Raw genomic sequence first — 23,779 nt, forward strand, 5'->3', positions numbered from 1 at the left:
CTCGCCTCCAGTTGAAGAGGCGAGCCCGGCCGAAGCACCGGGTGTCGAGAACATGCTTGAGCACGCGCCGACGCCTTTAGCGCCCGAAGACGCCTGGACATGCACGCCAGCCACGCCGCTGCTGCGGAACCTGGAAGTTAAGCCGTTTCAAGCGAGGTTCTCACGCCTCGGCGTCCGTAAAGGACGCGGCCCTACGGTGAATCAGTCTGCGGTGGTTTGCAAGGGCACGATCTGCCTCTGCGCCTCGCGTTACACTGCCAGTCTAGGACGCAGCCGCGTCGGCGCTGAAAGCTCCTGCGCGCAAACGTGAAGCTTCGGCGGCGATCCAGTCGGCGGCGCGTTCCATCTCTTTGAGGGTAGTGAAGCGGCCCGGAGCGATCCTGAACGCGCCGCGCGCTCGGGGCGTATCGCCGAACATGGCGACCAGCACGTGAGATGTTTCGACCTTGCCCGTCGCACAGGCGCTTGCCGCCGAGAAACTGATCCGGTCTCCGAGCCTGCGCATCAGGGCGAAGGGGTCCACCCCCGGAATAGTAAGAGATAGATTGCTGGCAATGCGGGCCTCGGCGCCGTTCCACAGAACATCGTCGAGCACGGCCTCGATCCGGGATCGGAATGCCAGACCTAGGTCGCGCAACTTTTCGGTCTCCGCCGCGCCCTCGCTGGCGGCTATCGAGAGCGCAGCGCCCAGTCCGACAATGCCCGGCGTATTGAGGGTGCCCGGCCGAAGCCCTCGTTCCTGGCCGCCGCCAAAGACCAGGGGGCGCAAGCGAACACGGGGCCGACGAGACCGGACATAGAGGGCGCCAACGCCCTTGGGGCCGTATACCTTGTGTCCCGAAAGGCTTGCGAGGTGGAGATTGTCGCGCTCCACATCGATGCCGCCCGACGCGGCCACTTGGGCGAGGTCTGAATGGAAAAGGATGTCCCGGGCAGCGCACAGGCCGCCGATCTCCCCGATGGGCTGGAGGGTGCCGACCTCGTTGTTGGCCCCCATTATCGAGACTAGTCCCGTGTCCGGCTCTAGCGCGCGCTGAACCGCGTCGGCCGAGACCCGCCCTTGGCTGTCGACAGGCAGATAGGTCACCCGCCACCCCTCGGCCTCCAGAGCGCGCAGGGGTTCGAGCACAGCAGGATGTTCGATGGCCGAGGTAACGATGTGGCGTTTCTCGCCGAGCGCGCGCGCGGCCCCGAAGATCGCCAAGTTGTTGGCCTCCGTACAGCCGCTGGTAAAGACGATCTCGGCCGGACGGGCCCCAATGGCGACCGCCACCTGTTCGCGCGCTCGCTCCACAGCGCTCGCAGCGATATGTCCATGTTGATGGTCGATGCTGGAGGCATTACCGAACGCTTCTCGCAGATAGGGCTCCGCTGCCGCGATAACCCGGGGGTCAACGGGGGTCGTCGCATTGTGGTCGAGGTAAAGCGGCCCGTCCATCAAGCGGCCTCGGGGACGAGGCGCAGGATGTCGACGGGCGACTTGGCGCGCACGGACAAGGCACCAACGCCGCGATGGATGTGGCCGCGCAACCGGTCGAGGAGAGCCTCGTTGGACAGAGGCTCGACCGGACGCTCTCCCTCCTCGACCCACCGCAGGAGCGCCGCGAACAGGGCCCCGTACTCGCCAGTGAGCGTATAGGCGTTGAATTCGGAACCGTCCTCGTCCGGCGCCTTGATCGGTCCAAGCGCGCCCTGCTCGAGCGAGACCATCAAAGCCATCCGGCAAAGCAGGTTGGGCGTTACGCCGGTCCTCTGGCGCAATGATCGCAGCTTGCTCGTGGCGTCCGCCGAAATCCTAAGCTTGCTGTAGTGCATCGATCAGCCTCGTACTGGTCGGTCGCCCTCTGAAGTAGCCGGGCTGGGCGGAGGTGGTGCAGCGCTCGGCGTCATAGTCCAGCCGATAGACATGCGAGATGTGCGGTCGCAGGCCGTCGGCCAGTTCGCCGTCGATCTCCGTGTCGGTCGATAATAGGATGACCTGATGAGACGCCGCGGGAAAATAGCGCTCCGCGAGGCGAGCCCGGTGCTCAGTGTCGAGACGGGCGAGCGGCGTGTCGATGATCATCGGCAGCGGTCGTCCGCTGGTCCGAGCGAGAGCCCAGAGAAGGGCGATCGCATAGATCTGCTTCTCCCCGGCGGAAAGGGCGCTTCTCGGAAGAACCTGTCCTGACCCATCCAGAAGGGTCATCGCGAAGGTGTCCCGGTCGATGAGCACATCGCTGACGAAATCCGCCTTGCGGGCCAGCAGCCTGAAACACTCCACGAATTCGGATCGAAGATCCTTGAGCTTCCGATCGAGAAGCCGGGTCTCGTATTCGGCCAGGGCCAGACCCACGCGCGCCGCCAGAGCCTGGCGTTCGTCCGACTGCACCGACTGGGCCTGGACGTCGATTAGAGTGCGGCGTTCGCGCTCTAGGGTGAACAGACGCCCCCGGACAGTCGCCAGGGCGTCCTGCCGCAGTTTCACGGTCGCGGTCAGCGCGCCGAGTGTCTGTTCGGTGGCGCGAAGGTCATCAAGCAGGACACCTGACGCGGCACCGTTGGCGCGGACCAACGAAGCTTCATGGGCCTGGATGGTCTCGACCAAACCGTCCAGTTGTTCACGCAGGGCCATCGCCCTCGGCCTGGCGGCCCGGTCCACCTCGTCGAGACGCGCCAAGGCGCTGGCGCCGTCCCCAACCTCCCGAAACGCCGGGCTCGTCGCAGCCCCGACGGAGGCCTCACGCGAGACGAACGCCAGCAGGTCCGACCAGTGGTCATCGCTCCAGTCGGCCGCGCGACCATCCGCCGGCGCCTCGCGCCAAGCTCTTAGATCGCCCAAAAGGCGCGACACCGTTCCGGCGTCATTCGCGGTTCCGGCGGCGTGGCGGAAGGCGGTCAGGAAGGATCCCACGACCTTGGGCGCCATGGCGAAAGGCAGGAGCCGGTTGGCCATGTCGCGCAGCTCGTGTTCGGCGGCGAGGCGCTGACGCCCCAGCTCCACAAGTTCGCCCTCGATCCGCGATCGCTGCAAGGCCGCCTCGCCGCCTTCGGCGACAAAGGCGTTACGCACCCTGTCCGCCTTCTGGGCCTGGGCATGTCGGGCGGAGACCACCTCTGCCAGCGCATCGCTCAGGTCGAGCGCCCGCGCCGTTTCAGCCTCGATCTCGGCGGTCAGACCCTCCAGACGCGCGACGAGCGCGTCTCCCTCGCGATCCTTCTGCCGTGCGAGAAACACGCCCAGATCGAGCTGCAAGCGACCGATCAGATCAAGCCCGAGAAGGGCCTTGATCGCCGCGGCGAGCTGGCCGTCTCCGGCGTCGTCGTCGGCAATCTCGCCAATCTTCTCGCCATCGAAGAAGAAAAGTTGGGACACGCCGGGAGGGATCAGTTCTTGGAGGAACTGGTGCCATTCCTCGCGCGGCACGGCGTGCACCGGCGCACCATCCTTTTCCAGCTCTAGGATCTCGTTCACCGTCTGGCCGGCCACGGTCCAAGCCCGGAGGACACGATAGGTGTGGACGACGCCGGCCTCGGCATAGTCGAATGCGATTTCAACGGAGGCCCCGGCGACGCCTGCGCCCCGATGGACCCGGCCCGCGAGATAGGCGTGATACTCTTGGCGCGACACGCGCGGCCCTAGCGCCCGCCGCCCGTACAGGGCCAGCCGAACGCCTTCAAGCAACGTCGTCTTGCCGGCGCCGTTGCGGCCACCGACCAGTATGATCGGCGCCGCCACCCCGCGATGGCGACGCGGCGCGAGATCAAACTCGATCCGGCCCGCGTAGAGGCCGAAGTCAGTGAACTGCAATCGGTTGAGTATCATCCGTCGAGGCGCTCCAAAGCCTCTTCGTCGCCATCGACAACCTCGACTCCATCCTCGAACTCGGGACGGTTCAGGCTCCGCTCCGCCAGGATGGCGTCCAGGTTGCGCCACTCCTGCTTGAGGACATCCTCGATCCGGCGATGAACGCCGTGCCTGCGCTTTAGGCCATGCGCCGCCTGCTCGACGTCGATCAGACGGACGACAAGCTCGGTCGGGACATCGTGTCCGGCGCAGATCTCGTCGAGCAACCTGCCGTCGGCCTCGGTGAAGGCGGCGGCGTCTTCCGCCACCCAGTTCAGATCGCGGCCCAGAACCGAGCGCACGATCGAAGGCACGCTGTCGGCCCAGTCCCCCCGCTCGGACCGCCAGATCCGGCGGATCTCGTGCAGTTCGGCGTCATGAATCACTAGGGTGTCGTCGCCGGCGGGGGCTTCCTTCTGGATCTGGATCTGGGTTTCCAGGAGCCTGGTGAGCAGGGTCTTGCAGAAGTCCAAGGTATAGGGTCCCGGGACGGGCGTGTTGGTGCCCCGGATGAAATCGACCCGACCGCTGCGCCGGCGATAATCGCGGAACCGGCGCTTCTGCTCGGGCTGCTGGGTTTCCGCGAGAAGATCCCGGAAGTCCAGAAGCGGCTGCAGCCACTCCTCGCCGGAATCGATCATCGCCTCCATGGACCGATCACGCTCGACGACCGTACAGACCCAGCATCCGAAGCGCGAGTTTCCACAGCTCGGCGTGGTGGTGTCCACGACCAAAGGGCATTCGCCGGCTTGGGCGTTCCGGTACATGGCGACCAGATCCCGGTTGTCATTGCCCCAGGGCGAGGATGCTTGGAGGAGATAGGTCCAGACGTCGTCGGTGCTGAAGGCCTCGATCGGCGCATACACGAAGGCGTTGGGCAGGCTGGAATGGCGCGAAAGAGGGGAGTCCTTGATCCGGTGAAAGGACATCACCTGCGCCCTCGTGGCGCTTTCGGACGACCGGACGCCCAAGACCATTACGACCTCGCCGAACTCGGCGACGCGCGCCTTGATGAAGTCATTGGCCGGCTCGATCTTCAGTCGTTCGGTGCACCACCGGAAGCGGCGCGACGGGGCGGGATAGCCCCGGCCGATCAGATTGACCCAGAAGCTGCGGTCGACCTTGGGAACGACTTTCTGGGACCGGAACGGCAAGCCTTGGGCCTGCGCCGCCGTGTCGATCTTCCCGAGAGTATCGTCGATGTAGCGAACGATCACGGGCGTCTCGACCAGTGTGTCGGAGCTGATCACGTAGACCGGCTTGCGCCGCTGCTCCGGGGCGAGCGCCGACAGGGCGGTCCAGACCAGCTGGAGGGTACAGGTGGAGTCTTTGCCCCCCGAGTAGCCGACCACCCAGGGGCGATCGTCCGACAGATAGACCGAGCGGATTTCCTCGAGCCGAAGGGAAAGGCTTTCGCCATCGAGCATAGACGCCGACATCAGACCGCCTCCGCGCGGACGGGGATCGGCGCGACCATGGCCTCGACCCGGGCCGCGTCCGGCGATAGGGGCAGATCGAGCGCCTGGACGATGATATTGGCGACCAGGGTGACGTTGTTGGTCGCGCGATTGACCTTTCCGCCAACGAGCGCGCGATTGTCCCAGACCGCCTTGTTGCTGCGCGACCAGTCGATCCTGCGAAGCCCTCCAAGGCGGGCCTCCCAGTCGTCCGGATGGGTTGCGATCAACTGGACGCCGGCGCGCGCAATGGCCTGAAGGGCGACCCCGTGCGCGTGGACATAGTTCTTGCGCAACTCACCAGAAGCGACCTCGCGCGTCTGGACTCTTTGCCAATCCGGCATCTGAGCGATGACAGCCGACCAGAAACGCGCCGCGCGATCGAGGGCTTCTTCTGGGCTCTTCATGGCCGGGACCGCTCCGGCGATCAGCTCTGCGGTCGCCTGATGCACGGAACTGAAGGTGACCAGCTTGATGGACCGGTTCGACAGACTGGCCGTGTCGAAACAGGTGAACTCCCGGAACAACGGCACCGCATCGACGACCTTACGGCTCAGGGCCGCCGCATCATCGCGGTGATCGTAGAGCAGCTTGATCGAACGGGTGGGCCGGACAGCATGGATGTTGAGGTCGGCGAACATCTGCTGAGAGCGTGCAAGGCCCTTGTCCGGGAAGACTACGACAGACAGGGTTTCATCGCCCAAACTCGGCCGGTCGCGCACCGCCTCCTCGATCGCCGCCCGCCGGTGCTGGCCATCGTTGATCAGGATCACGGCGCCCATGTCGACCTTGAGCTGTCCGACCTTACGAAGCGGGCCGGTCGACGCGACAGGCTCAAACTCCATGCCCCCGTCGATCGAGGCGCAGAGGGATGACAGGATATATTCCTCGGCATTGTTGGCGATGTAGGCGGCGATCGTCGGTACCCGCGCCTTATTCAAGACGCGCTGGGCCCGAAGCTCGGTCGGCATCGACTCGTCGTCGAATTTGAAAAGCCTCGGCACGACCTTGAGCGGCACCATGATCACATAGTAGGCCGCGCCAGCTTGGGTGCCTTGGATAGCTGTAAAGGTAAAAGAGTTGTCGTCCATGGCTGGCCCCGTGAGGCTACAGAATCCACCGCCGTGCAGGTGGAAGTCAACGCATCCACGACGTTTATTTTATCAGGCTGGACGTTTCTCCACAAACGTCCGACACAGGTCGGTTGCGGACGCGTGAGGGCGATAGGTGGATAGAAGCCGGAGCTGGCACGCGAACGCTAACCCTCAGACGAAGCAATTCCGCTGGTGGGCGAGGCAGGCTGCCATGTCGCCCCCGGCGATAGTCTGCTTCGGAACAAGCGGCGCTACCTTGTCCGAGATAAAGCCAAGGTTCTATACGGGATGATCGCCCGCCCCAACTTTTTGGCGGCCTCGATACGGGCTCGCTCGAAGGCAGCCTTTGCGGCTGCAGCGTCTTCGAACTCGCCTCGTATTGTCGTCTCCGGCAGACACGCCAGCCCGGTCTGCGTCCGTATAAGCCGTGTCAGCCTCAAGAACGGAGGCGTCCATAAACTCCGTCTGGCCGCCGCTGAGATCGTAAGACATGAGATAAAGCATCATCTGTTCCCTACGGGAAATCGTTGGTCGCTGGACCATAGGCGGTAAGCGCTTTCGCGGCGAGGTTGAAATCGCGACTCGCATCGCGCAACATGAAGAACCCGGCCTGCCGCCTGCCGCGCTGGACGGATGACCGAGCTCTTTTCCGAGCTGACGCGGCATGGATCCATGGAGCTTCAAGTGATTGTCGGGCCAGACACAAGTGACGCCTATGTAAGCCTGCGACGCTTCCTCGACGAAGCCATGAGCATGAGCCACATCTATCAACCCGTGATGATCAGAACGCTTCTGGCCCAGGGCGGGTCGGCGTCTAGGCGGGAGATCGCGATTGCCTTCCTAAACGCCGATCTCGGTCAGATCGAGTATTACGAACAAATCGTCCGTCGATATCCGCATGCCACTCTGAAGAGCCACGGGATCATCTCCGCTGGGCGCGCCACCTACTGCCTCAACGATCCAGTCTCATCGATGTCAGACGCTGAACGATCCGCCCTCATCGACCTGTGCGATACCAAAGTCGCGGAATACATAGACCGTCGCCGGAACAAGATCTGGGCACACCGGACCGGCCAGCTTGATCCGGTCTCCGGCTCCCTACGATATCGGATCATCGCACGCGCCCGAGGACGATGCGAGGCTTGCGGCGCGGGCGCCACCGAGACGACGCTGCATGTGGATCACATCATTCCGCGGTCGCTCGGGGGATCAAACGACCCCTTCAACCTTCAGGCGCTTTGCAGCACCTGCAACATCGAAAAGCTGAACCACGATGACACAGACTTCCGAAGCGCCCAGGCCGCCTACAGCCATCGTGAGGCGGGCTGCTCAACCTGCGAGGCAGATGACGCCGAGCTGCCGTCCAATACCCTGGCGAAGGTCGTCCTGCGATCGGCAAACCAGATTGTGCTCGCCCCGAAGCGCCATGCGCGAAATTATCTCGACCTCGGGCAAGCCGAACTGAATGCCCTGCGAATGCTGGAGACGTCGGAAGCGGACCGTATCGGTAAGGCTCGTGTCGCCGGTCTTCGCATTCCCGATCCGATGGGCGAGCACTGTCTCGTGCACATCGATCTGTCTTCTGTGCAGCGCTAGACTGCGCCGCTCACTCGCCCAGGCATTAAAAAACCTATGTCTTTCCCGCCCCAGCCCCAGCAAACAGCCGCGCAGGCCGCCGCCCCAGCAATCAACGCGCCGGAGCAGCTAGCCGCGTATCAGCAGAATGCTGAGACGTTTCGCTCCCTCAATCAGCTGATGTGGCAGATCCCGCTGATCGCGATGACTCTAACGGGCGGGCTTTGGTTTGGCGTGGCGAAGGCCGACACCTCACTCGCGCTTCAGCTCTGTCTGCTTGGCTTGGCCGCCGCCGGCAATGTCGGCCTGATCGTGGTGCTTTTCCGCCTCCGCTACATCATGGGTCAGTACCTAGAGTGGGCGGAGAACTACAACCCAGCCGGCCATGTCGCCGCGAGAGGCAGCTCTCTCCTCACCCGGCCAACAGCGGTCAGGACGACGTTTCAATTCATGCTAGGGATGGCGGCAGTGATCAGTGTGGGCCTCATGGGTTTATCGGCGAAACAGCATGGTTGGTGGGCGCAGTCGGCGGGCGAGCGGGCGATCGCCTATTACGACCGTCACGCCGAAACACTCGCCGACAACTACGAGAGCCTAACCTTCGAACAAACGCACCCAGAGCTGGACAAATGGCTCCGCGATGGGAAGCAGCGCAGCATTCTGGATGTTGGCGCCGGGACAGGGCGCGACGCCGCAGCCATGCAGGCATTAGGGCATGACGTTGTGGCCGTGGAACCGGCCGACAAGATGCGCGCCTTGGCCAGGCGCCTACACCCGTCTGCGAAAATCCGCTGGATCGATACCACCCTGCCCGACATCGCTGCCGTTCCACGGCCCACGGCGGGCTACGACCTCGTTATTCTCAGTGCGGTGTGGATGCATGTGGAGAAGGACGATCGGGTCAAAGCCCTTGAGCGCCTCAGCAGCCTGCTTAATGCGAAGGGCCGCCTCTACATCACGCTTCGCCTTGGACCGGCCGATGGTGAGAGGGGCATTCATGCCGTTTCGCGAGAGGCGCTCTCAACGGAGGCTGCAGCAGCCGGCTTGGAGATCACTAGCGTGACCAGCGCGCCAGACCTTCTGGGCCGGACCGATGTGCGTTGGGAAACGGCGGTGTTGGAACATCGCAACTAGCCTACGATCCGACGCCACGCCCCCCAAATATCTGCGGTTGCGTTTCGCATGGACATCAATCCAACCGCCGTTTAAATCCCAAACGATTGAGGGCGGACAGGGCGATCTATGGTCCACGATTTTGTGTCGAAAGTGGACGGGTTTAGGACAGACATCCGCGACTTTCTTATCAGTCCAACACGGTGGCGCACCACCAAGGTGAAGACACCGCTATCTTGGACTTCGGTCAAGTTCGAGGAAGCCGGCAGAGCGCTTGTTCCAGCCGAGAGAGGTGTCTACGCGTTCACCGTTTCTCACGCGAACGATCACTTCCCGCCAAATCATTACGTCATGTACATCGGAATTACGGGCGCAAAGAAGCCGGATAGAACGCTAAACAAGCGGTTCTATGACTACATGCAGGAAAAGAAAAACAACAAAAGACCAGCCGTCTGTTACATGCTTAACAAATATGAAGACGATCTTTATTTCAATTATTGTCCGATTGCAGCCAATATCGACCTAGAGCAACTCGAACTCGAGTTAAATGACGCAATCATACCACCCGTCGTTGTCAAGGATTTCACCGCAGAAATCCGCCAGATTGTGAAGGCCTTCCGCTCATGAACACGTCCTACTTTCCCGGACTGCGCGGACGAATGGGCGATTGGGCTTTCTACTCAGTCTTGATGACGCTTGGACAAGTCGCCGAGAAGGTGACTTATGCAGATAAGCTTCACCAGAGCGTGAAACTGTCTGACATGATTCAGCGGGAGCTCAATAGAAAACGCGGAGCAGCGATTTCGAAATATCTAGAGAATAATGAAGACCGCTTTTTTAACTCACTTGTAGTAGCCGTTTACGGTGGTGACCCGCAATGGCTTCCGTTTGAGAACGTGAAGCCCATTGTGAAAGATTTCGAACCGGAATATTTGACAAATACAGCCGCCTACAGCTTGGGATATCTGTCCTTCAACAGCGAAGAGAAGATTTTTGCTCTAGACGGACAACACCGCCTAGCGGGAATTAAAAAGGCGGTCTCTGAAAAGCCCGATCTCGCAAACGACGAAGTTTCAGTTCTGATCGTCGCTCACCATAGCACGCCTGCAGGGCTTCAAAGATCTAGGAAGCTTTTCACGACTTTGAACAAATCTGCGAAGGCAGTTAAAAAGAGCGAAATTATCGCGCTAGACGAGGCTGACGTTATGGCAATCGTTACGCGGGACCTTGTTGAAAACAGCCCTCTGTTCGGTTCGGACAGAATTCTGTTCAAAGGAAGTTCTAATTTACCGGCTGATGACGTCGAACACATCACGACCATAGAGAACCTCTATGATGTTCTTACAATTTTGTTCTCAAAAGTCAGAGAATCAGAATCGCTGGAGAAGCTGAAGTATTATAGGCCCGAAGACGATGAACTTAAGTCTTACATTGAATGGACGGACAATTTCCTGCGTCTGGTAGGTCAAAATTTCCCCGAGTTCGGAAAATACATCAATGGCACGGATGACACCACGACACTGACGAAAAACCGGCAGGACGGCTCGGGACACGTCCTTTTCAGACCAGTGGGTCTTCTCATTTTGGCCGACCTGCTCTCCAAACTCGCCCCCAAGATGGGCCTTGAGGCAGCGCTCTCACTGTGCAGCAAGTTGCCCATGGAACTAGGCGACCAACCTTTTAAAGATGTCGTTTGGATGAGCGCAACGGGTAAGATGAACCCCGGCAAAAGGGCCATATCCCGGCGACTGCTCTTGCACATGCTGGATCTTGAGCCCAAGCCTGACGATCTTCGTCGTCGATATGCAGCTTTGTTTGGGCTCGAGCCAAATGAGGTCGAGCTTCCGCCAAAGCTGAAACTCAGCCAAAGCTAAAGGTCGAACGGCACCTAGGCATCAACTGCGCGAATGGCAGCCAGCCGCGCTTTACTTGAGCGCTCTACAAGTACAGCAAGCCCCTGCGCTGCGTCATAAAGCGCACGCAGCTCGTGCTCGGGCAGGTCGTACTGGTCAGAGTATCGTGCTTCCACGTACGCCCGCTTGAGGGTCTCGAAGAGGCGCCTATCGTGCTTCGTGGCCCTTGGCCAGGCTTGAACGAGGGTCTTGTCCACGTCTTCAGCCAGCGACCGGAGAAACTTGATGTTGTGCGACCGGGGAAAGTAGAACGTATGGACCAACAAGATGCAGATGTAGGCAGTCTCCACTGCCTGATGCAGATGAAACGCCGCGCGCTTCCGCGCATGCACCCCTTCGGCTGAACGCTCAAGCCACCTTTCGGCATCCTCGAGCCAAGAATTCAGATCTACCTGTTTGGCCGCGAAGTACCGGTCGGCCATAGCAAGCGCATCAATCCGAGACAGTGGCTGCGGCGTGGCTAACGGATGACCTGGGAGCTCGTAAAGCACGACGCCGTCGCGGACGATGTCGGTCCAGAAGTACTCGCCGCGGCCGATGGCAGCGTTCACCTCCGCCAGGTCGTGCACGATGATGTTGACCGTTCGGCCGATGGCGGCGTCGTGAAGAATCTTGTCTTCGGCGACGTACCAATAGTCGGCGATATCAGTCAGCTTCTCGTTGCTGACGATGATCAGCAGGTCGAAGTCCGATAGGTAGCCGTTCTCCGGCTCATCGACCCAATCGTTACGGGCGTACGATCCGAACAGTATGATCTTCAGGATTTTGCCGTGCTTGCGCCAGGTCTGAGTACCGCCAGCGATAGAGGCGTCGAATTCGGTCAGTAGCGTCGTGCGGATGCGAGCGAGCTCGGCCTGTTGCTTGTCGGGCAGATGATCGATGTCACGCTTCATCGGTTAGAACCCGCGCCGGAATGATGGGCGACCGCCCGGGTGGTGAGAACATGGCTTGAAACATGCGCCCATGCCTTTGACCGAAGTCTGAACATACGCATGGGCGACCCGAGACGGTCTGAGCACCACTATACAGCCCAAGGCTCGCCGAAAAACCACCCATGGTCATGCCGCCAGCGTCGCAGCAATCGCGTGCAGGCCTTCCGGCTTAAGGTGCGTATACCGCCTTAGCATCTTCCAGTCCCTGTGCCCGGTCACCAGCGCGACCTGCTGGATTGCGAAGCCCGCTTCGAACAGCCGGCTCGTTCCCTCGTGGCGGAGGTCATGGAAGTGGAGATCGTCGATCTCGAGCTTACGGCAGGCGCGCGTAAACGCTGCGCCTGCGGATCGATGATTGAAAGGAAAGATGCGAGCATCCTGGTTGTTCCTGAGCGCCCGCTGCTCTTCCACCAAGGCTAGGCCGTCAAAGCCTGAGACCGATAGCAGGGGGATGCGCTGGTCGTTGCCCTTCTTCTGACGGGGATCTTTGCGATCTCGGATCGTCAGCATCTTGGTTCGCGTGTTGAGGTCGTCCCACGACACCCGGAAGATCTCCTCCTGGCGCATCGCAGTCGCAATGGCGAACTTGACGATCCGGCTCATGGGTATCCCCTGCCGGGGATTGTCGTCGAAGTAGGCGATCAGTTTGGCCAACTCGCCGTCCGTCGGCCGCCGGTCCCGCTCTGTCCCCTTGCCAACGAGGCCCAGTCTCTTGAGCGCATAGCGGGCAAGGTCGACGGCTTCGACCGAAACCCGCATCCCGTGGACCGCAGCTGCGTGCTGGAGCACCAGTTTGATGATGCCGATATCGATGGAGAGGGTGACAGGCCCCGCGCCCTCGCCGGCTCGCGTCTTGCCGAAGTCGATGAAGCGGTCCCGATCGAGCTCGACGATCTTGCGCTTGCCGAGCACCCGCTTCAGCATCTTGAGCGTGGCGTCCTTTGAACGACCGGGCGCCTTGCCAACCTCTTTCATGTCGGCGATGTGCAGGTCGATTAGATCCCCGAAGGTCGTGAGTTTAGAAATCCGGGACTTGCGCGGAGACTCTCCGCGATCGATTTCGCGCTCGGCTTCGACGGCCCAAATCTTGGCGTCCTCATACCGAACGAAAGTCTCGCTGAGGGCTCTGCCCTTGCGACGAACCTGGACACGCCAGCGGCCGGATTTCTGTCTGCGGATCGAAGCCATTTTTCGGGTGCAAAACGGGTGCAATGAGATGTCGAAAAGGCGCGAAAAACGTCGTGGAGTAGCGTAGAAAAGTGCACCCGAATTCGCTCGAGTGCACTGATTTATAGAGGAAAAAGCTTGATAAATCAAGCACGTAGATTGTCCATTGCACCCATGATGGACTGGACCGATCGGCACTGCCGGGCGTTCCATCGCGCCCTGTCGGGCCGGGCCCTGCTCTATACGGAGATGGTGACCTCGCCGGCCGTGGTGCACGGCGATCGCGAGCGGCTGCTGGGCTTCGACAAGGTCGAGCATCCGGTGGCCCTGCAGCTGGGCGGATCGGACCCGGCCCAGCTGGCCGAGGCTGCGAAGATCGGCGAGGCCTTTGGATACGACGAGATCAATCTGAACGTCGGCTGCCCGTCGGACCGGGTGCAGTCGGGCCGGTTCGGCGCGTGTCTGATGCGCGAGCCCGAGCTGGTCGCCGACTGTATGGCCGCGATCAGGGAGGCCGTCCGGGTCCCGGCCACCGTCAAATGCCGCATCGGGGTCGACGATCAGGATCCGGCAACGAGCCTGTTCGCCACGGTCGACGCCTCGGCCGCCGTCGGGATCACGACCTTCATCGTCCACGCCCGCAAGGCCTGGCTGAAGGGTCTGTCGCCCAAGGAAAACCGCGACGTGCCGCCGCTGGACTATGAGCTGGTGCGCCGGCTGAAGCGGGAGCGGCCGCATCTGACCATCTGCATCAACGGCGGGATCGCCTCGCTGGAGGCCGCCGAGGCGCATCTGGACGCCTCAGACGGGGTGCAGCTGGATGGCGTCATGCTGGGCCGCGCCGCCTATCACGAGCCGGCCCTGCTGGGTCAGGTCGACCGGCGGTTCTTCGGGGCGGAGACACCCGACGTCGATCCGTTCGAGGCCATCGCTCACTACAGGCCCTATCTGGCCGCGCGGCTGGAGGAGGGCGTGCATCTGCCGGCCATGACGCGGCATATGCTGGGGCTGATGCACGGCCGTCGCGGCGCGCGCGCCTTCCGCCGCATCCTGACGGTCGACTCCATCGCCAAGGGCGCCGGCATCGAGGTCGTCGACCGCGCCGTCGAGGCCGTCCGCGAGGCCGAAAAGGCCTTCGAAATCAGCCAGTTTGAGGATCGTCCCAGCGATAGGGCCGCCTGATGCGGCACAGACCGCAGGGAACGTCCATCGGGTGAATCCATTAGAAGGCGAGCCCCTCCCCCGGCCGTTCCTTCGGAGTTCCCCCATGACCCGCCTGACCAGCCTGTTCGCCGCGACGGGCCTCGCCGCCCTCGCCCTCGCCTCGACGGCCTCGGCCCAGGACGGCCGCTTCGCCGTCGGCGGGCAGTTGGGTACGCCGGGCGGCGGCGTCTCGGTCCTCTATTCCCTATCGCCGAACTTCGTGGTGCGTGGGTCTTATGACGCCCTGAAGTTCGACCGCGACGACAGCTATGACGACATCGACTACAACGCCCAGCTGGACTTCTCCTCGCCGGGCGCCTTCATCGACTGGCACCCGACGGGCAATGCCTTCTTCGTCTCGGCCGGGGCCTTTTTCGGCGCCCGCGACGTCAATCTGGACGCCACCCCGACGACCAACACCAATATCGGCGGCACGGTCTTCACCCCGGCCCAGATCGGCAATCTGACCGGCAAGATCGAGCTGGAGAGCACCGCGCCCTTTGTCGGCATCGGCTATGACAACACCTTCACGTCGCCGGGCCACTGGGGCTTTCGCCTGCTGGCCGGGGCGGCGTTCGGCGATGAGCCGCAGGTCGATCTGAACGCCAGCGGCGGGACCCTGTCGAACGACCCGACCTTCCAGGCGCAGCTGGCGCAGGAAGAGGCCGACATTCAGGACGACGCCGACAACTTCAAGGTCCTGCCCGTGGTGCAGGTGGGCGTGACCTACCGCTTCTAGGCGCGGAGCGTCAGGGTCTCAGCGTCAGGCCGGCGGGGGTGGCCTCGAAGCCGGACAGCCGGCCGAGATAGCTCATGCCCAGCAGGGACTGGCTGAGGCCGTTCTCGACCACCAGGGCCTGGACCTGACGGACCTCGGCGCCGGCGATGGCGACGGACTTGAGCTCGACCGCGGCGGCGCGGGCCGGACCGGAGGCGGTCTGGACCGTGCGGGTGAAATCATCCGGAGTCAGACGAAGCCCCAGGCGCAGGGCGTCCTCGCGGGTCAGGGCCACGACGCTGGCGCCGGTGTCGACCAGGACGCGGACGGCGCGGCCGTCGATTTCGGCCTCGGCCCAGTAGTGACCGTCTGCGGCCTTGAGCACCTGGGCGGCGCTCGAGCTGGAGTGATGGGCGGGGGCGTTCACGGCAGGGATGACGGCGGCGGTCTCGGCATGGGCCTGACCGCGCGCATCGGCGTGATTCAGCCAGAAGGCCACGCTCAGCGAGGAGGCGGTGGCCATCACCATCACGGCGACAGTCTGGAAATCGAAGCGGATCATGGGCTCACGCGACTGAAACCGCTTCTGCGGCGAGATCACCCTCTCACAACCGTCTTGGGATGCGGTGAACCGATGTGGCTGACAAAAGGTTGATAAGCGCCGCCGTATCAGCACGGCCCTAGAGGCCGAGTTTGGCGGGCTCGATCTGACCCTTTCGCTTCGGCAAATCGGCCATGATTTCAGCACGCTGCTCGTCCGTCAGACCGGACCAGCCGCCGATCTCCACAAGCGTCCGGTAGCAGCCCAGACAGAGGCCGGACGCGCCGTCGACGATGCAGACCTTCACGCACGGGGTTGCGATCGCCTTGGGGGCAACCCGGTTGTCTGGCCGTGGCTCAGGAGTCACAGGCGTGACAGACATGCGAAATATACTCCGGACCCAGACCAAAACCCTTGCAATTAATCACTCCGTATGCGATCTAAAACTCGACGCGAAACGACTAAGAGGGTGCAAACCCCTGCAAGCACGACGTGTCTCTTTTCCTCGTTCAACGAAAGGAGACATCAAAGATGAACGACAAGGACAGGAATCTCCAGCACGCCATGACGTCCTTCGCCTTCTGGGGCGGGATGTTGGTGAACTCTGGCAAGCAGAGCCGCGCGAACGATCGCGTGGTCAGCCACCCTTCCAACTTCGTCCCCATCGAGATCAAGCGCCCCCGATAGGGTCCGCTGATCCGGGCCGAAGCCCAGATCGCAAGATCAAACAGCAAGTTCCGACTTGCACGCCCGAGCCCCGGCCCCGACAAGGCCGGGGTTTGCAATTCCGGAGCGCGTCGTGGCCTTCATCCTGCAGGAAAAGATCGCCCAGCCCGGCGGCGGATCGGTGCTGGTCCTGACCTTCGACCGGGCCGAGCGGCTGAACGCCCTGCCCGACCTCGGCGACGGCGAAGAGGTGGCGGCGATCTGCGAGGCGGTGAACGCCGACCTCGACATCCGCTGCGTGGTCCTGACCGGCGCCGGCCGCGCCTTCTCGGCGGGCGGCGACCTGAACTCCATGAAGGCGCGTGAGGACCTGTTCGCGGGTTCGGGCGCGGCCATCCGCGAACAGTACCGCCGGGTCGTGCACCGGATCGTGCGCGCCTTCTACGGGCTGGAGGTTCCGCTGATCGCGGCGGTCAACGGTCCCGCCTTCGGCTTGGGCTGCGACATCGCGGGTCTGGCCGATATCCGCATCGCCTCGGACCGGGCCAGCTTCGGCGTGCCCTTCCTGAAGCTGGGCATCATCCCTGGCGACGGCGGCTCCTGGCTGCTGCCGAGGAATGTCGGCTATGTCCGCGCCGCCGAGATGCTGTTCACCGCCCGGGCCGTGGACGCCGAAACCGCCGACAGCTGGGGTCTGGTCAACCGCGTCGTGGCGCATGAAGCCCTGATGGCCGAGGCCCTGATCACCGCCGGTCAGGTCGCCGCCCAACCGCCGCGCGCCCTGCGCATGGCCAAATCCCTGCTGCGTCAGGGGCGCGACATGAATTTCGACCAGACGCTGGAGCTGTCCGCCGCCATGCAGGCCCTCGCCCATCTGACCGACGACCATATTGAAGGGGTGACGGCGGTGCTCGAGAAGCGCGCCGGGACCTTCACCGGCGACTGAAGGCCCTTCCGTGTCCCAACCTGCGATCATCGAGGCCCTGCGCGAAGCGACGGGCGAGGCCCACAAGGCGCTGGAGACCGACATCGACCTGTTCGGTCGGGTCGCGGAGACCGACAGCCGGCGGGATCTGGTGGCGCGGTTCCACCGGCTGCACGCCGCGGTCGAGCCGGCGGTGGAGCCCTGGCTGAAGGATATGCCGGGTCTGGAGTTCTCGCAGCGTCGCCGGGCCGAGGGCATCGCGCAGGACCTGTCCGACCTCGGGGGCCGCCCACTGACGACCCGCCCGCCGCACGTCGCCTCAGCCGCAGAGGCCCTCGGCTGGTGGTATGTGCTGGAGGGCAGTTCGCTGGGCGGCCGGGTCATCCACCGTACACTTCTGGGCCAGGGTAAGGATTTGCTCGGATTGAGCTTTTTGCATCCGTACGGGGCTGATACAGGGGACTGGTGGCGGCGCTTCGTCGAAGTTCTCGACGCGTCGGATCGCCGGGAACCCAAGGCGCGTCCGGACGTTCTGGCCGGCGGCGTCGCCGGTTTCCGCTATGCCCATGAGGTTCTTTGCGGAGACTGACGTGCCTGAAACGCCCTCTCCCGGATCCCTGGCCGCTGAACTGCTGCTGTCCGACGCCGATCTGAACGATTGCGACCGCGAACCTATCCACATTCCAGGCTCGATCCAGCCGCACGGCTTCATGCTGGCGACCGGGGGCGATGATGCGGTCGTAACCCACGGTGCGGGCGATATCGAAGAGATCACGGGCGTTCAGGACTGGATCGGTCAGCCGCTGGTCGGCCTTCTGGGCGAGGCGATCACGGAAAGCCTGAGCTCTCCCGCTCCGGCGGACGGCGCCGTGTTCGTCGGCCGGTGGACGGCGCCGTCCGGCGAAACATTCGATGTCAGCACCCATCTGAGCGGCACGCGGCGGATCATCGAGGTCGAACGCAGCGACGGCGCCGCGACCTTCGGCATCGATCTCCTGGCCCGGCTGGACAAGGCGAGCGCCGCTTTCGAGCGCGCCCTGAACGTACGGCAGTTGGCGGCCCGCGCCGCCGACGAGTTCCGCAACCTGACCGGTTTCGAGCGGGTGATGATCTACCGCTTCCTCGACGACGAGGCGGGCGCGGTCCTGGCGGAATCGAAGTCGCCGGAGATGTCGTCCTTTCTGAACCACCACTTCCCAGCGACGGATATTCCGAAACAGGCGCGCGCTCTCTATGTGCGCAACCCGGTCCGGGTGATCCCCGAGGTGCGCTATTCGCCGCGCCCGCTGCGCCCGGCCCTGCCGCAAAGTGAGCCGCCTCTGGACATGAGCGACAGCGTCCTGCGCAGCGTCTCGCCGATCCACCTTCAGTACCTGCGCAACATGGATGTCGGGGCCTCGGCCTCGATCTCCATCGTCACCGACGGGGTGCTGTGGGGCCTGGTCGCCTGCCATGACAGCCGGCCGCGCCTGCTGACCCATGAAACCCGGATCGCGGCGACGGCGCTGGCCCGGGGGCTGGCGCGTCAGCTCAAGGCCAAGGATGACGCCGAGCTTTATCGCGAACGGGTGCGGCTGCGCGGGCTGGAGGACGAACTGGTCGCCCGCATCCCGCTGGAGGAGCCGCTCGACGCGGCCCTGGCCAAACACCTCGACGAGATCGCGGCCCTGGTCGGAGCGACGGGCGCGGCCGTATTGCGGGGCAAGAGCGTCTCCACCGGCGGCGCCTGCCCTCCCGCCAACGGCGTCGTGGCTCTGGGCAACTGGGTGGCGAAGACCGCGGCGGGACGGGTCATGTCGACCGCCAGCCTGTCGGAGGTGTTCCCCGCCGCGACCGCGTGGAAGGCCGAGGCCAGCGGCTTCATGGGCTTCGTCATCGCCGCCGACGAACCTTTTGTGCTGATGTGGTTCCGGGCCGAGAAGCTGGAGGTCGTACGCTGGGCGGGCGACCCACACACGGCGGTCAAGACGGGAGAGGCGGGCAAGCTGACGCCCCGCGCCAGTTTCGCAGAATGGACCGAGACGGTCAGCGGCCGGGCACAGCGCTGGACCAACCCCGAGATCGAAAGCGCCGGGCGGTTCCGCGACGCCGTGTTCGAACTGCGCGCCCTGCGCCAGATGCGCCAGGTCAACCAGTCGCTGCAGGAATCGGTCGCCGACCGCGATCTGCAGCTGGAACATCAGGACTTCCTGCTGCGCGAGGTCAATCACCGGGTGCAGAACAGCCTTCAGCTGATCACCAGCTTCCTGTCACTGCAGGCGCGCGACAATCCCGACAGCCGACCGGCGTCCGAGGTGCTCAGGGAGGCCCAGCGGCGGGTGAAGGCCGTGTCGCTGGTGCACAGCCGGCTGTATCGCGCCGACCAGTTCGAGACGATCGATCTGGGACGCTACTTCTCCGAGCTGATTGAAGATATGGCGACCTCGTCCGGGCAGGACTGGGCCGAGCTGATCCATACCGAACTGGCGCCAGTCAGCGTCGAGGCGGGCCGCGCGACGACCTTCGGTCTCGTCCTGACCGAACTGATCATCAACGCCCAGAAATACGCCTACGGCGGCCGTCCAGGCCCACTCTATGTCACCCTCGAGGAAGATCGCGGCTCCGCCCGGATCGTCGTCGCAGACGAGGGCGTGGGCGGGCACCAGTCGGGCAAGGGCTTCGGCTCGCGCCTGATCGAAAGCCTGGCCGGCCAGCTGGGCGCGGCCATCGAATACCGGGATGCACGACCGGGGCTGCGGGTCATCCTGACGGCGCCGATCGGCTAGGGCTGGCGGCGGGCCGGCCGGCGCCCATATGCGGACGAAACGCTCAAGGACGCCCGCCATGCCGACCCCGATCAAGATCGACTTCGTCTCCGACGTCTCCTGCCCCTGGTGCGTGATCGGTCTGGGCGGGCTGGAGACGGCGATTGGTCGGGTCGGCGATCTGGTCGATGTCGACATCCACTTCCAGCCGTTCGAGCTGAACCCGCAGATGGCGCCCGAAGGCGAGAACATCGTCGAGCACATCGGCCGCAAATACGGATCGACGCCCGAGCAGTCAGCCCAGGCCCGCGCCATGATCAAGGGCCGCGCCGCCGAGGTGGGGTTCGCGATGCGGATGACGGACGAGAGCCGTATCTACAACACCTTCGACGCCCACCGGCTGCTGCACTGGGCGGAAGGCAAGGGCGAGGGCCGACAGGCGGCGCTGAAGGCCGCGCTGTTCGAGGCCTATTTCACGAAACAGCTGAATCCGGGCGATCCTGGAGTGCTGGCCGATGCTGCGGCCTCGGCCGGGCTGGACCGGGCGGAGGCGGTCGAGGTGCTGTCCGACGACCTCTACGCCGCCGACGTGCACGCGGCCGAAGAGCTGTGGCGCAGCCGGGGGATCAACTCGGTCCCGGCCGTCATCATCAACGACAAATACCTGATCTCGGGCGGCCAGCCCGCCGAGGTGTTCGAACAGGCTTTGCGCCAGATTGCGGCGGAGGGAGCGGCTCCCTCCGCCGTCTAGATCTTACGAACCCTGCTGACGCATCGCGCGGTCGGCGGGGACGCCGGCGGAGACGGTGCGCGGGGCGCCGGCGGTCTGGCCGGGCTTCATGAACTTGACCAGGACGCGCTGGCCGATCAGCAGGGGCGCGTCGCCAGCCGAGACCACGACCTCGACGACCCGTTCGTCGGAGCGCTGCGAGGGATCGTCCGAAGCCAGCTTGCGGGCGCCGAAGACAGCGGCGCGGCGCAGGACCGAACCGATGTAGACCTTCGACGGATCGCCTTCCGGGGTGATCTCGACGGCCTGGCCGGCGGCGATGTTGGGGATGTCGGATTCGACGATTTCGGCCCGGGCGATGCGCGGAGCGTCGGGCTCCAGATCGAACATGGCCGAGACGTTCAGGGTCGAGGCGCCGGCGCCGGGGTTGGCGTAGCGGCGAACGATGCGGCCGGCCATCGGGCTGCGGATCACCGTCAGCTCTTCGTTGTAGAGCGATTGCGACAGCTGGGCGCGGGCGGTCTGGACGGCGGCCGTCTGCGAGCCGAGGCGGGCCTGGGCCGTGTCGATGGCGTCCTGGGCCTGGTCGATGCGCTGGGCGGCGACAAAGTTGGTGGCGACCAGCTTCTGCAGGCGATCGCGCTCGCGCTGGGCGGTGCGGATGTCGACGCGGATCTGGGCCAGCTGGCTCTCGGCCTGGACGACCTGGGCGCGGGCGCTCTGGACGGCCAGGCGGGCTTCATCGTCTTCCTGGCGGGCGAGAATCTGGCCGGCGACGACGCGGTCGCCTTCCTGGACCAGGACTTCGCGGATGATGCCGCCGCGGCGGGCCGCGATCTGGATGATGCCGCCCTCGATATCGACCTTGCCGTTGGCGATAGCCGCATAGGGGCTTTCGACCTTGGTCGCAGCGGCCTTCTCGACCTCGGCCTTCTTGGCGGCCTGTCCCTGGCTGAACATGAGGAAGCCGACGACCAGCACGATGATCAGCAGAAGGCCGATCCAGGTCCATTTGTTCTTCAGAAAGGCGGGCATGGGCGTTGGGTCCTGAGGGATCTTGTTCTGGCGATCAGTGGTGCGAGGAGAGGGTGGCGGTCGGGTCGGGCACGCGGCGCTCGTCGGAGACGATAACGCCGTCCTCGATCTTGATGACCCGGTCGGCCCAGGCCTCGAGGCGGGGGTCGTGGGTCACGCAGATGACGGCGGCGCCGTGTTCGGTGGCGGCGCGGCGCAGCAGGCGGATGACCACCTGACCGTTCTCGCCGTCCAGCGCCGAGGTGGGTTCGTCGGCGAAGAGGATCTTCGGATCCTTGGCCAGGGCCCGCGCGATGGCGACGCGCTGCTTTTCACCGCCCGACAGGATGGCGGGGCGCTGATGCAGGCGGTGCGACAGCCCGACCTCGGTCAGGGCCTCGGTGGCGCGCTTCTTGGCCTGGCCTGGCGACAGGCCCTGGAACTTGAGCACGATCTCGACCTGCTGCAGGGCGGTCAGGGCCGGGAACAGGTTGAAGCCCTGGAAAATGAAGCCGCAGTGGTCCAGGCGGAACTTGTCGATCCGGCCGCTGGACAGCTTCCACAGGTCATCGACGTCGAGAGCGTCGACGCGCCCTTCCTCAGGACGCAGCAGGCCCGACAGCGCCGCGATCAGAGTCGACTTACCCGAGCCCGACGGTCCCATGACCATGGTCAGGTCGCCGTGGCGGGCATCGAAATCGACGCCCTTGAGCACCTCGACATAGGCCTTGCCGGACTTGAAGCGCTTGACCAGCTTCTTGGCCTCGATGGCGAAGTCGCCGTGCTTGCCGTGAACTTTCGTATGGGCGTTCATCGCAGCAGGTCCGCCGGTTGGCTGTTCTTGAGGATGCCCAGCGACAGGATGCCGGACAGCATGGCGATCACGATCAGTCCGCCGCCGACGACCACCAGAAGGATGGGCGGCAAGGCGATGATGACGGCGTTGGCCATGGCCAGCAGCGACACCAGCCAGGTCAGGACAATCGCCGCGATCACTCCGACGCACCCGACCCAGAAGCTGAGCTCGACCACGATCCGGTTCAGCGAACCCATGCCGACGCCGAGCGCCCGCAGGGAGGCGAACTCCTTGATGTTGGCCATGATGGCGCCGCGCAGGGTCTGCCAGGTGATGGCCACCCCGATGATGGTGCCGAGCACCACGCAGCCGCCGATGATGATGACCAGAATGCCTTCCTCGAACATGGCGCCGGCGTTGGCGTCGGCCAATTCCTGACGCGTCCACGCCTTCCACTGGCCGTTGCCGATGGTGTTCAGCTGGGCGGCGACGAGCTGGGCGCGGCTCGGATCACGCAGCTTGACCATCAGGGGGCCGACGCGCGGGCCGGTGTCGGCCTGACCCACCATCCGCAGGGTGTCGCGCGACATCACAATCGTCGACTGCATCATGTTGGGATAGCCACGCAACACGGCGACGACGGTGACGGTCTGGCCGTTGTACAGGGCCTTGTCGCCCAGTTTGACGCCCAGTTTCGGCAGGCTGGTTTCATCGATGGCGACAGTATAGGGCTGGCGCAGGGCGTCGATCAGTTCCTGGGAATAGTCGGTCGGAATGGTCACCGCGCCGGGCGTGGTGTCGATGATCGAGGTCTGGACGAACTGCTGTTTGGGCGCGCCGCGCCGGGCGCGCTCGGCCTGGGACATGGTCGGATCGACGTCCTTGATGGACTGGAACGTGCCGCCGGCGCCGTCGAGCGGCTTCACCTCGACAACCTCGGGATGGTTGTAGGCCAGGGGAATGAACCGACGCGGCACGCCCGAGGGGCCGCCGATCAGGCTCTTGGCGCCGGGCTGCATGATGATGATGTCGGCGCTGGACCGTTCGATGGTGGCGGTGAAGCCCTTGCCGATGCCGATGAAGACACCGGTCATGGCGAGGACCAGCAGCCCGGACAGGGCCAGGGCCATCACGGCGGCCATATAGCGCCGCCACTCAAACAGCAGCGTGGATAGTGCAAGCGACATGGAAAAGCGTTTCAACCCCGAAGTGTCCCGTTATCTGAGGCCGACGAAGGTCAAGTCCAAGTTAAATCGGGGTAAGGCGCACGGTCGGCGAACAGAGGTGTCGCGATGACACAGCCCGGCAGCATGGACGGCGGCCCGGCTTGGGTCTAGCAATCCCGGCTCAAACCGGGAGAACGCC

The 23,779-nt window shown here is 64.0% G+C and carries 23 protein-coding genes; 11 read left to right on the forward strand and 12 right to left on the reverse strand.

The genetic code is table 11. The features are described from left to right. Positions 1-262 precede the first annotated feature (262 nt). From IFJ75_RS13710 to dndB, 5 genes are read right to left on the reverse strand one after another with little or no spacing between them, the layout of a single operon-like run. Positions 263-1,438 (reverse strand): cysteine desulfurase family protein, encoded by a 1,176-nt coding sequence (locus tag IFJ75_RS13710; RefSeq protein ID WP_207868740.1) that lies wholly within the window; start codon positions 1,436-1,438, stop codon positions 263-265. Beyond that, entirely contained in the window at positions 1,438-1,815 is a 378-nt protein-coding gene (dndE, locus tag IFJ75_RS13715; protein ID WP_207868741.1) for a DNA sulfur modification protein DndE, read from the reverse strand. The genes IFJ75_RS13710 and dndE overlap by 1 nt, the downstream gene beginning before the upstream one ends. Continuing rightward, positions 1,796-3,805, reverse strand: a complete 2,010-nt coding sequence (gene dndD / locus IFJ75_RS13720; protein WP_225897114.1) for a DNA sulfur modification protein DndD — start codon at positions 3,803-3,805, stop codon at positions 1,796-1,798. Before dndD ends, dndE begins: the two co-directional genes overlap by 20 nt. After that, positions 3,802-5,265: a DNA phosphorothioation system sulfurtransferase DndC gene (gene dndC, locus IFJ75_RS13725; protein WP_207868743.1), complete on the reverse strand. Its 1,464-nt coding sequence runs from the start codon at positions 5,263-5,265 to the stop codon at positions 3,802-3,804. Before dndC ends, dndD begins: the two co-directional genes overlap by 4 nt. Further along, positions 5,265-6,374 carry a DNA sulfur modification protein DndB gene (gene dndB, locus IFJ75_RS13730; protein WP_207868744.1) on the reverse strand — a complete coding sequence of 370 codons (1,110 nt, stop codon included), beginning with the start codon at positions 6,372-6,374 and terminating at the stop codon, positions 5,265-5,267. Before dndB ends, dndC begins: the two co-directional genes overlap by 1 nt. 636 nt (positions 6,375-7,010) lie before the next feature. Here dndB and IFJ75_RS19605 point away from each other — a divergent pair. The 4 genes from IFJ75_RS19605 (at position 7,011) to IFJ75_RS13750 (ending at position 10,939) form a co-directional block, all read left to right on the forward strand. Then, a complete protein-coding gene (locus tag IFJ75_RS19605) occupies positions 7,011-7,973 on the forward strand; it encodes an HNH endonuclease (protein ID WP_213088731.1) in 963 nt (320 codons plus the stop codon). A 36-nt stretch (positions 7,974-8,009) separates the two neighbouring features. Next, a complete protein-coding gene (locus tag IFJ75_RS13740) occupies positions 8,010-9,086 on the forward strand; it encodes a class I SAM-dependent methyltransferase (protein WP_207868745.1) in 1,077 nt (358 codons plus the stop codon). Between the two features lie 108 nt (positions 9,087-9,194). Next, a complete protein-coding gene (locus IFJ75_RS13745) occupies positions 9,195-9,692 on the forward strand; it encodes a hypothetical protein (RefSeq protein WP_207868746.1) in 498 nt (165 codons plus the stop codon). Next, positions 9,689-10,939 carry a DGQHR domain-containing protein gene (locus IFJ75_RS13750; protein ID WP_207868747.1) on the forward strand — a complete coding sequence of 417 codons (1,251 nt, stop codon included), beginning with the start codon at positions 9,689-9,691 and terminating at the stop codon, positions 10,937-10,939. Before IFJ75_RS13745 ends, IFJ75_RS13750 begins: the two co-directional genes overlap by 4 nt. Positions 10,940-10,953: 14 nt before the next feature. Here IFJ75_RS13750 and IFJ75_RS13755 read toward each other — a convergent pair whose 3' ends face one another. Together IFJ75_RS13755 and IFJ75_RS13760 are read right to left on the reverse strand one after the other, a co-directional pair. Then, positions 10,954-11,871: a nucleotidyltransferase and HEPN domain-containing protein gene (locus IFJ75_RS13755; RefSeq protein ID WP_207868748.1), complete on the reverse strand. Its 918-nt coding sequence runs from the start codon at positions 11,869-11,871 to the stop codon at positions 10,954-10,956. Between the two features lie 165 nt (positions 11,872-12,036). Beyond that, positions 12,037-13,098, reverse strand: a complete 1,062-nt coding sequence (locus IFJ75_RS13760; protein WP_207868749.1) for a site-specific integrase — start codon at positions 13,096-13,098, stop codon at positions 12,037-12,039. 153 nt (positions 13,099-13,251) lie between these two features. Between IFJ75_RS13760 and dusA the strand changes: the two genes are divergently transcribed. Together dusA and IFJ75_RS13770 are read left to right on the forward strand one after the other, a co-directional pair. Then, positions 13,252-14,259, forward strand: a complete 1,008-nt coding sequence (gene dusA, locus IFJ75_RS13765) for a tRNA dihydrouridine(20/20a) synthase DusA (protein WP_207932618.1) — start codon at positions 13,252-13,254, stop codon at positions 14,257-14,259. A gap of 85 nt (positions 14,260-14,344) precedes the next feature. Continuing rightward, positions 14,345-15,019, forward strand: a complete 675-nt coding sequence (locus IFJ75_RS13770) for a hypothetical protein (RefSeq protein ID WP_207868750.1) — start codon at positions 14,345-14,347, stop codon at positions 15,017-15,019. 10 nt (positions 15,020-15,029) lie between these two features. On the opposite strand, the gene IFJ75_RS13775 is transcribed toward IFJ75_RS13770, so the two are convergent. Both IFJ75_RS13775 and IFJ75_RS13780 read right to left on the reverse strand, forming a co-directional pair. Beyond that, a complete protein-coding gene (locus IFJ75_RS13775; RefSeq protein ID WP_207868751.1) occupies positions 15,030-15,560 on the reverse strand; it encodes a TIGR02281 family clan AA aspartic protease in 531 nt (176 codons plus the stop codon). Positions 15,561-15,678: 118 nt separating this feature from the next. Beyond that, the gene (locus tag IFJ75_RS13780; RefSeq protein WP_404822034.1) at positions 15,679-15,846 is read right to left on the reverse strand and encodes a DUF1289 domain-containing protein; all 168 of its coding nucleotides are present in this window, start codon (positions 15,844-15,846) and stop codon (positions 15,679-15,681) included. A 224-nt stretch (positions 15,847-16,070) separates the two neighbouring features. Here IFJ75_RS13780 and IFJ75_RS13785 point away from each other — a divergent pair, with 224 nt between their 5' ends. From IFJ75_RS13785 to IFJ75_RS13805, 5 genes are all read left to right on the forward strand, one after another. Further along, positions 16,071-16,226 (forward strand): hypothetical protein, encoded by a 156-nt coding sequence (locus IFJ75_RS13785; RefSeq protein WP_207868753.1) that lies wholly within the window; start codon positions 16,071-16,073, stop codon positions 16,224-16,226. A gap of 112 nt (positions 16,227-16,338) precedes the next feature. Continuing rightward, positions 16,339-17,151: an enoyl-CoA hydratase-related protein gene (locus IFJ75_RS13790; protein WP_225896831.1), complete on the forward strand. Its 813-nt coding sequence runs from the start codon at positions 16,339-16,341 to the stop codon at positions 17,149-17,151. Positions 17,152-17,161: 10 nt separating this feature from the next. Then, complete coding sequence (locus IFJ75_RS13795) at positions 17,162-17,719, forward strand: biliverdin-producing heme oxygenase (RefSeq protein ID WP_207868754.1); 558 nt, start codon at positions 17,162-17,164, stop codon at positions 17,717-17,719. Between the two features lies 1 nt (position 17,720). Next, positions 17,721-19,895 carry a histidine kinase dimerization/phosphoacceptor domain -containing protein gene (locus IFJ75_RS13800; RefSeq protein ID WP_225896832.1) on the forward strand — a complete coding sequence of 725 codons (2,175 nt, stop codon included), beginning with the start codon at positions 17,721-17,723 and terminating at the stop codon, positions 19,893-19,895. A gap of 58 nt (positions 19,896-19,953) precedes the next feature. After that, positions 19,954-20,625: a DsbA family oxidoreductase gene (locus IFJ75_RS13805; RefSeq protein WP_207868756.1), complete on the forward strand. Its 672-nt coding sequence runs from the start codon at positions 19,954-19,956 to the stop codon at positions 20,623-20,625. A 3-nt stretch (positions 20,626-20,628) separates the two neighbouring features. Here IFJ75_RS13805 and IFJ75_RS13810 read toward each other — a convergent pair whose 3' ends face one another. The 3 genes from IFJ75_RS13810 to IFJ75_RS13820 are packed head-to-tail and all read right to left on the reverse strand — an operon-like array spanning position 20,629 to position 23,601. After that, positions 20,629-21,639: an HlyD family secretion protein gene (locus tag IFJ75_RS13810; protein ID WP_207868757.1), complete on the reverse strand. Its 1,011-nt coding sequence runs from the start codon at positions 21,637-21,639 to the stop codon at positions 20,629-20,631. Positions 21,640-21,673: 34 nt separating this feature from the next. Continuing rightward, positions 21,674-22,432, reverse strand: coding sequence for an ABC transporter ATP-binding protein (locus IFJ75_RS13815; RefSeq protein ID WP_207868758.1), 759 nt, complete (start codon positions 22,430-22,432; stop codon positions 21,674-21,676). Then, entirely contained in the window at positions 22,429-23,601 is a 1,173-nt protein-coding gene (locus IFJ75_RS13820; protein ID WP_207868759.1) for an ABC transporter permease, read from the reverse strand. Before IFJ75_RS13820 ends, IFJ75_RS13815 begins: the two co-directional genes overlap by 4 nt. Positions 23,602-23,779: the final 178 nt, after the last annotated feature.

Origin of the sequence: Brevundimonas goettingensis, from assembly GCF_017487405.1 — a bacterium.
Classification (GTDB): domain Bacteria; phylum Pseudomonadota; class Alphaproteobacteria; order Caulobacterales; family Caulobacteraceae; genus Brevundimonas; species Brevundimonas goettingensis.

Excerpts from the sequence above, each read along its gene's own strand:
- IFJ75_RS13760 (WP_207868749.1), bottom strand. The coding sequence starts at position 13,098 with ATGGCTTCGATCCGCAGACAGAAATCCGGCCGCTGGCGTGTCCAGGTT.
- dndB (WP_207868744.1), bottom strand. The coding sequence starts at position 6,374 with ATGGACGACAACTCTTTTACCTTTACAGCTATCCAAGGCACCCAAGCT.
- IFJ75_RS13740 (WP_207868745.1), top strand. The coding sequence starts at position 8,010 with ATGTCTTTCCCGCCCCAGCCCCAGCAAACAGCCGCGCAGGCCGCCGCC.
- IFJ75_RS13745 (WP_207868746.1), top strand. The coding sequence starts at position 9,195 with ATGGTCCACGATTTTGTGTCGAAAGTGGACGGGTTTAGGACAGACATC.
- IFJ75_RS13820 (WP_207868759.1), bottom strand. The coding sequence starts at position 23,601 with ATGTCGCTTGCACTATCCACGCTGCTGTTTGAGTGGCGGCGCTATATG.
- IFJ75_RS13785 (WP_207868753.1), top strand. The coding sequence starts at position 16,071 with ATGAACGACAAGGACAGGAATCTCCAGCACGCCATGACGTCCTTCGCC.
- IFJ75_RS13775 (WP_207868751.1), bottom strand. The coding sequence starts at position 15,560 with ATGATCCGCTTCGATTTCCAGACTGTCGCCGTGATGGTGATGGCCACC.
- IFJ75_RS13750 (WP_207868747.1), top strand. The coding sequence starts at position 9,689 with ATGAACACGTCCTACTTTCCCGGACTGCGCGGACGAATGGGCGATTGG.
- IFJ75_RS13710 (WP_207868740.1), bottom strand. The coding sequence starts at position 1,438 with ATGGACGGGCCGCTTTACCTCGACCACAATGCGACGACCCCCGTTGAC.
- IFJ75_RS13815 (WP_207868758.1), bottom strand. The coding sequence starts at position 22,432 with ATGAACGCCCATACGAAAGTTCACGGCAAGCACGGCGACTTCGCCATC.
- dndC (WP_207868743.1), bottom strand. The coding sequence starts at position 5,265 with ATGTCGGCGTCTATGCTCGATGGCGAAAGCCTTTCCCTTCGGCTCGAG.
- dndD (WP_225897114.1), bottom strand. The coding sequence starts at position 3,805 with ATGATACTCAACCGATTGCAGTTCACTGACTTCGGCCTCTACGCGGGC.
- IFJ75_RS13770 (WP_207868750.1), top strand. The coding sequence starts at position 14,345 with ATGACCCGCCTGACCAGCCTGTTCGCCGCGACGGGCCTCGCCGCCCTC.
- dndE (WP_207868741.1), bottom strand. The coding sequence starts at position 1,815 with ATGCACTACAGCAAGCTTAGGATTTCGGCGGACGCCACGAGCAAGCTG.
- IFJ75_RS19605 (WP_213088731.1), top strand. The coding sequence starts at position 7,011 with ATGACCGAGCTCTTTTCCGAGCTGACGCGGCATGGATCCATGGAGCTT.
- dusA (WP_207932618.1), top strand. The coding sequence starts at position 13,252 with ATGATGGACTGGACCGATCGGCACTGCCGGGCGTTCCATCGCGCCCTG.
- IFJ75_RS13805 (WP_207868756.1), top strand. The coding sequence starts at position 19,954 with ATGCCGACCCCGATCAAGATCGACTTCGTCTCCGACGTCTCCTGCCCC.
- IFJ75_RS13755 (WP_207868748.1), bottom strand. The coding sequence starts at position 11,871 with ATGAAGCGTGACATCGATCATCTGCCCGACAAGCAACAGGCCGAGCTC.
- IFJ75_RS13810 (WP_207868757.1), bottom strand. The coding sequence starts at position 21,639 with ATGCCCGCCTTTCTGAAGAACAAATGGACCTGGATCGGCCTTCTGCTG.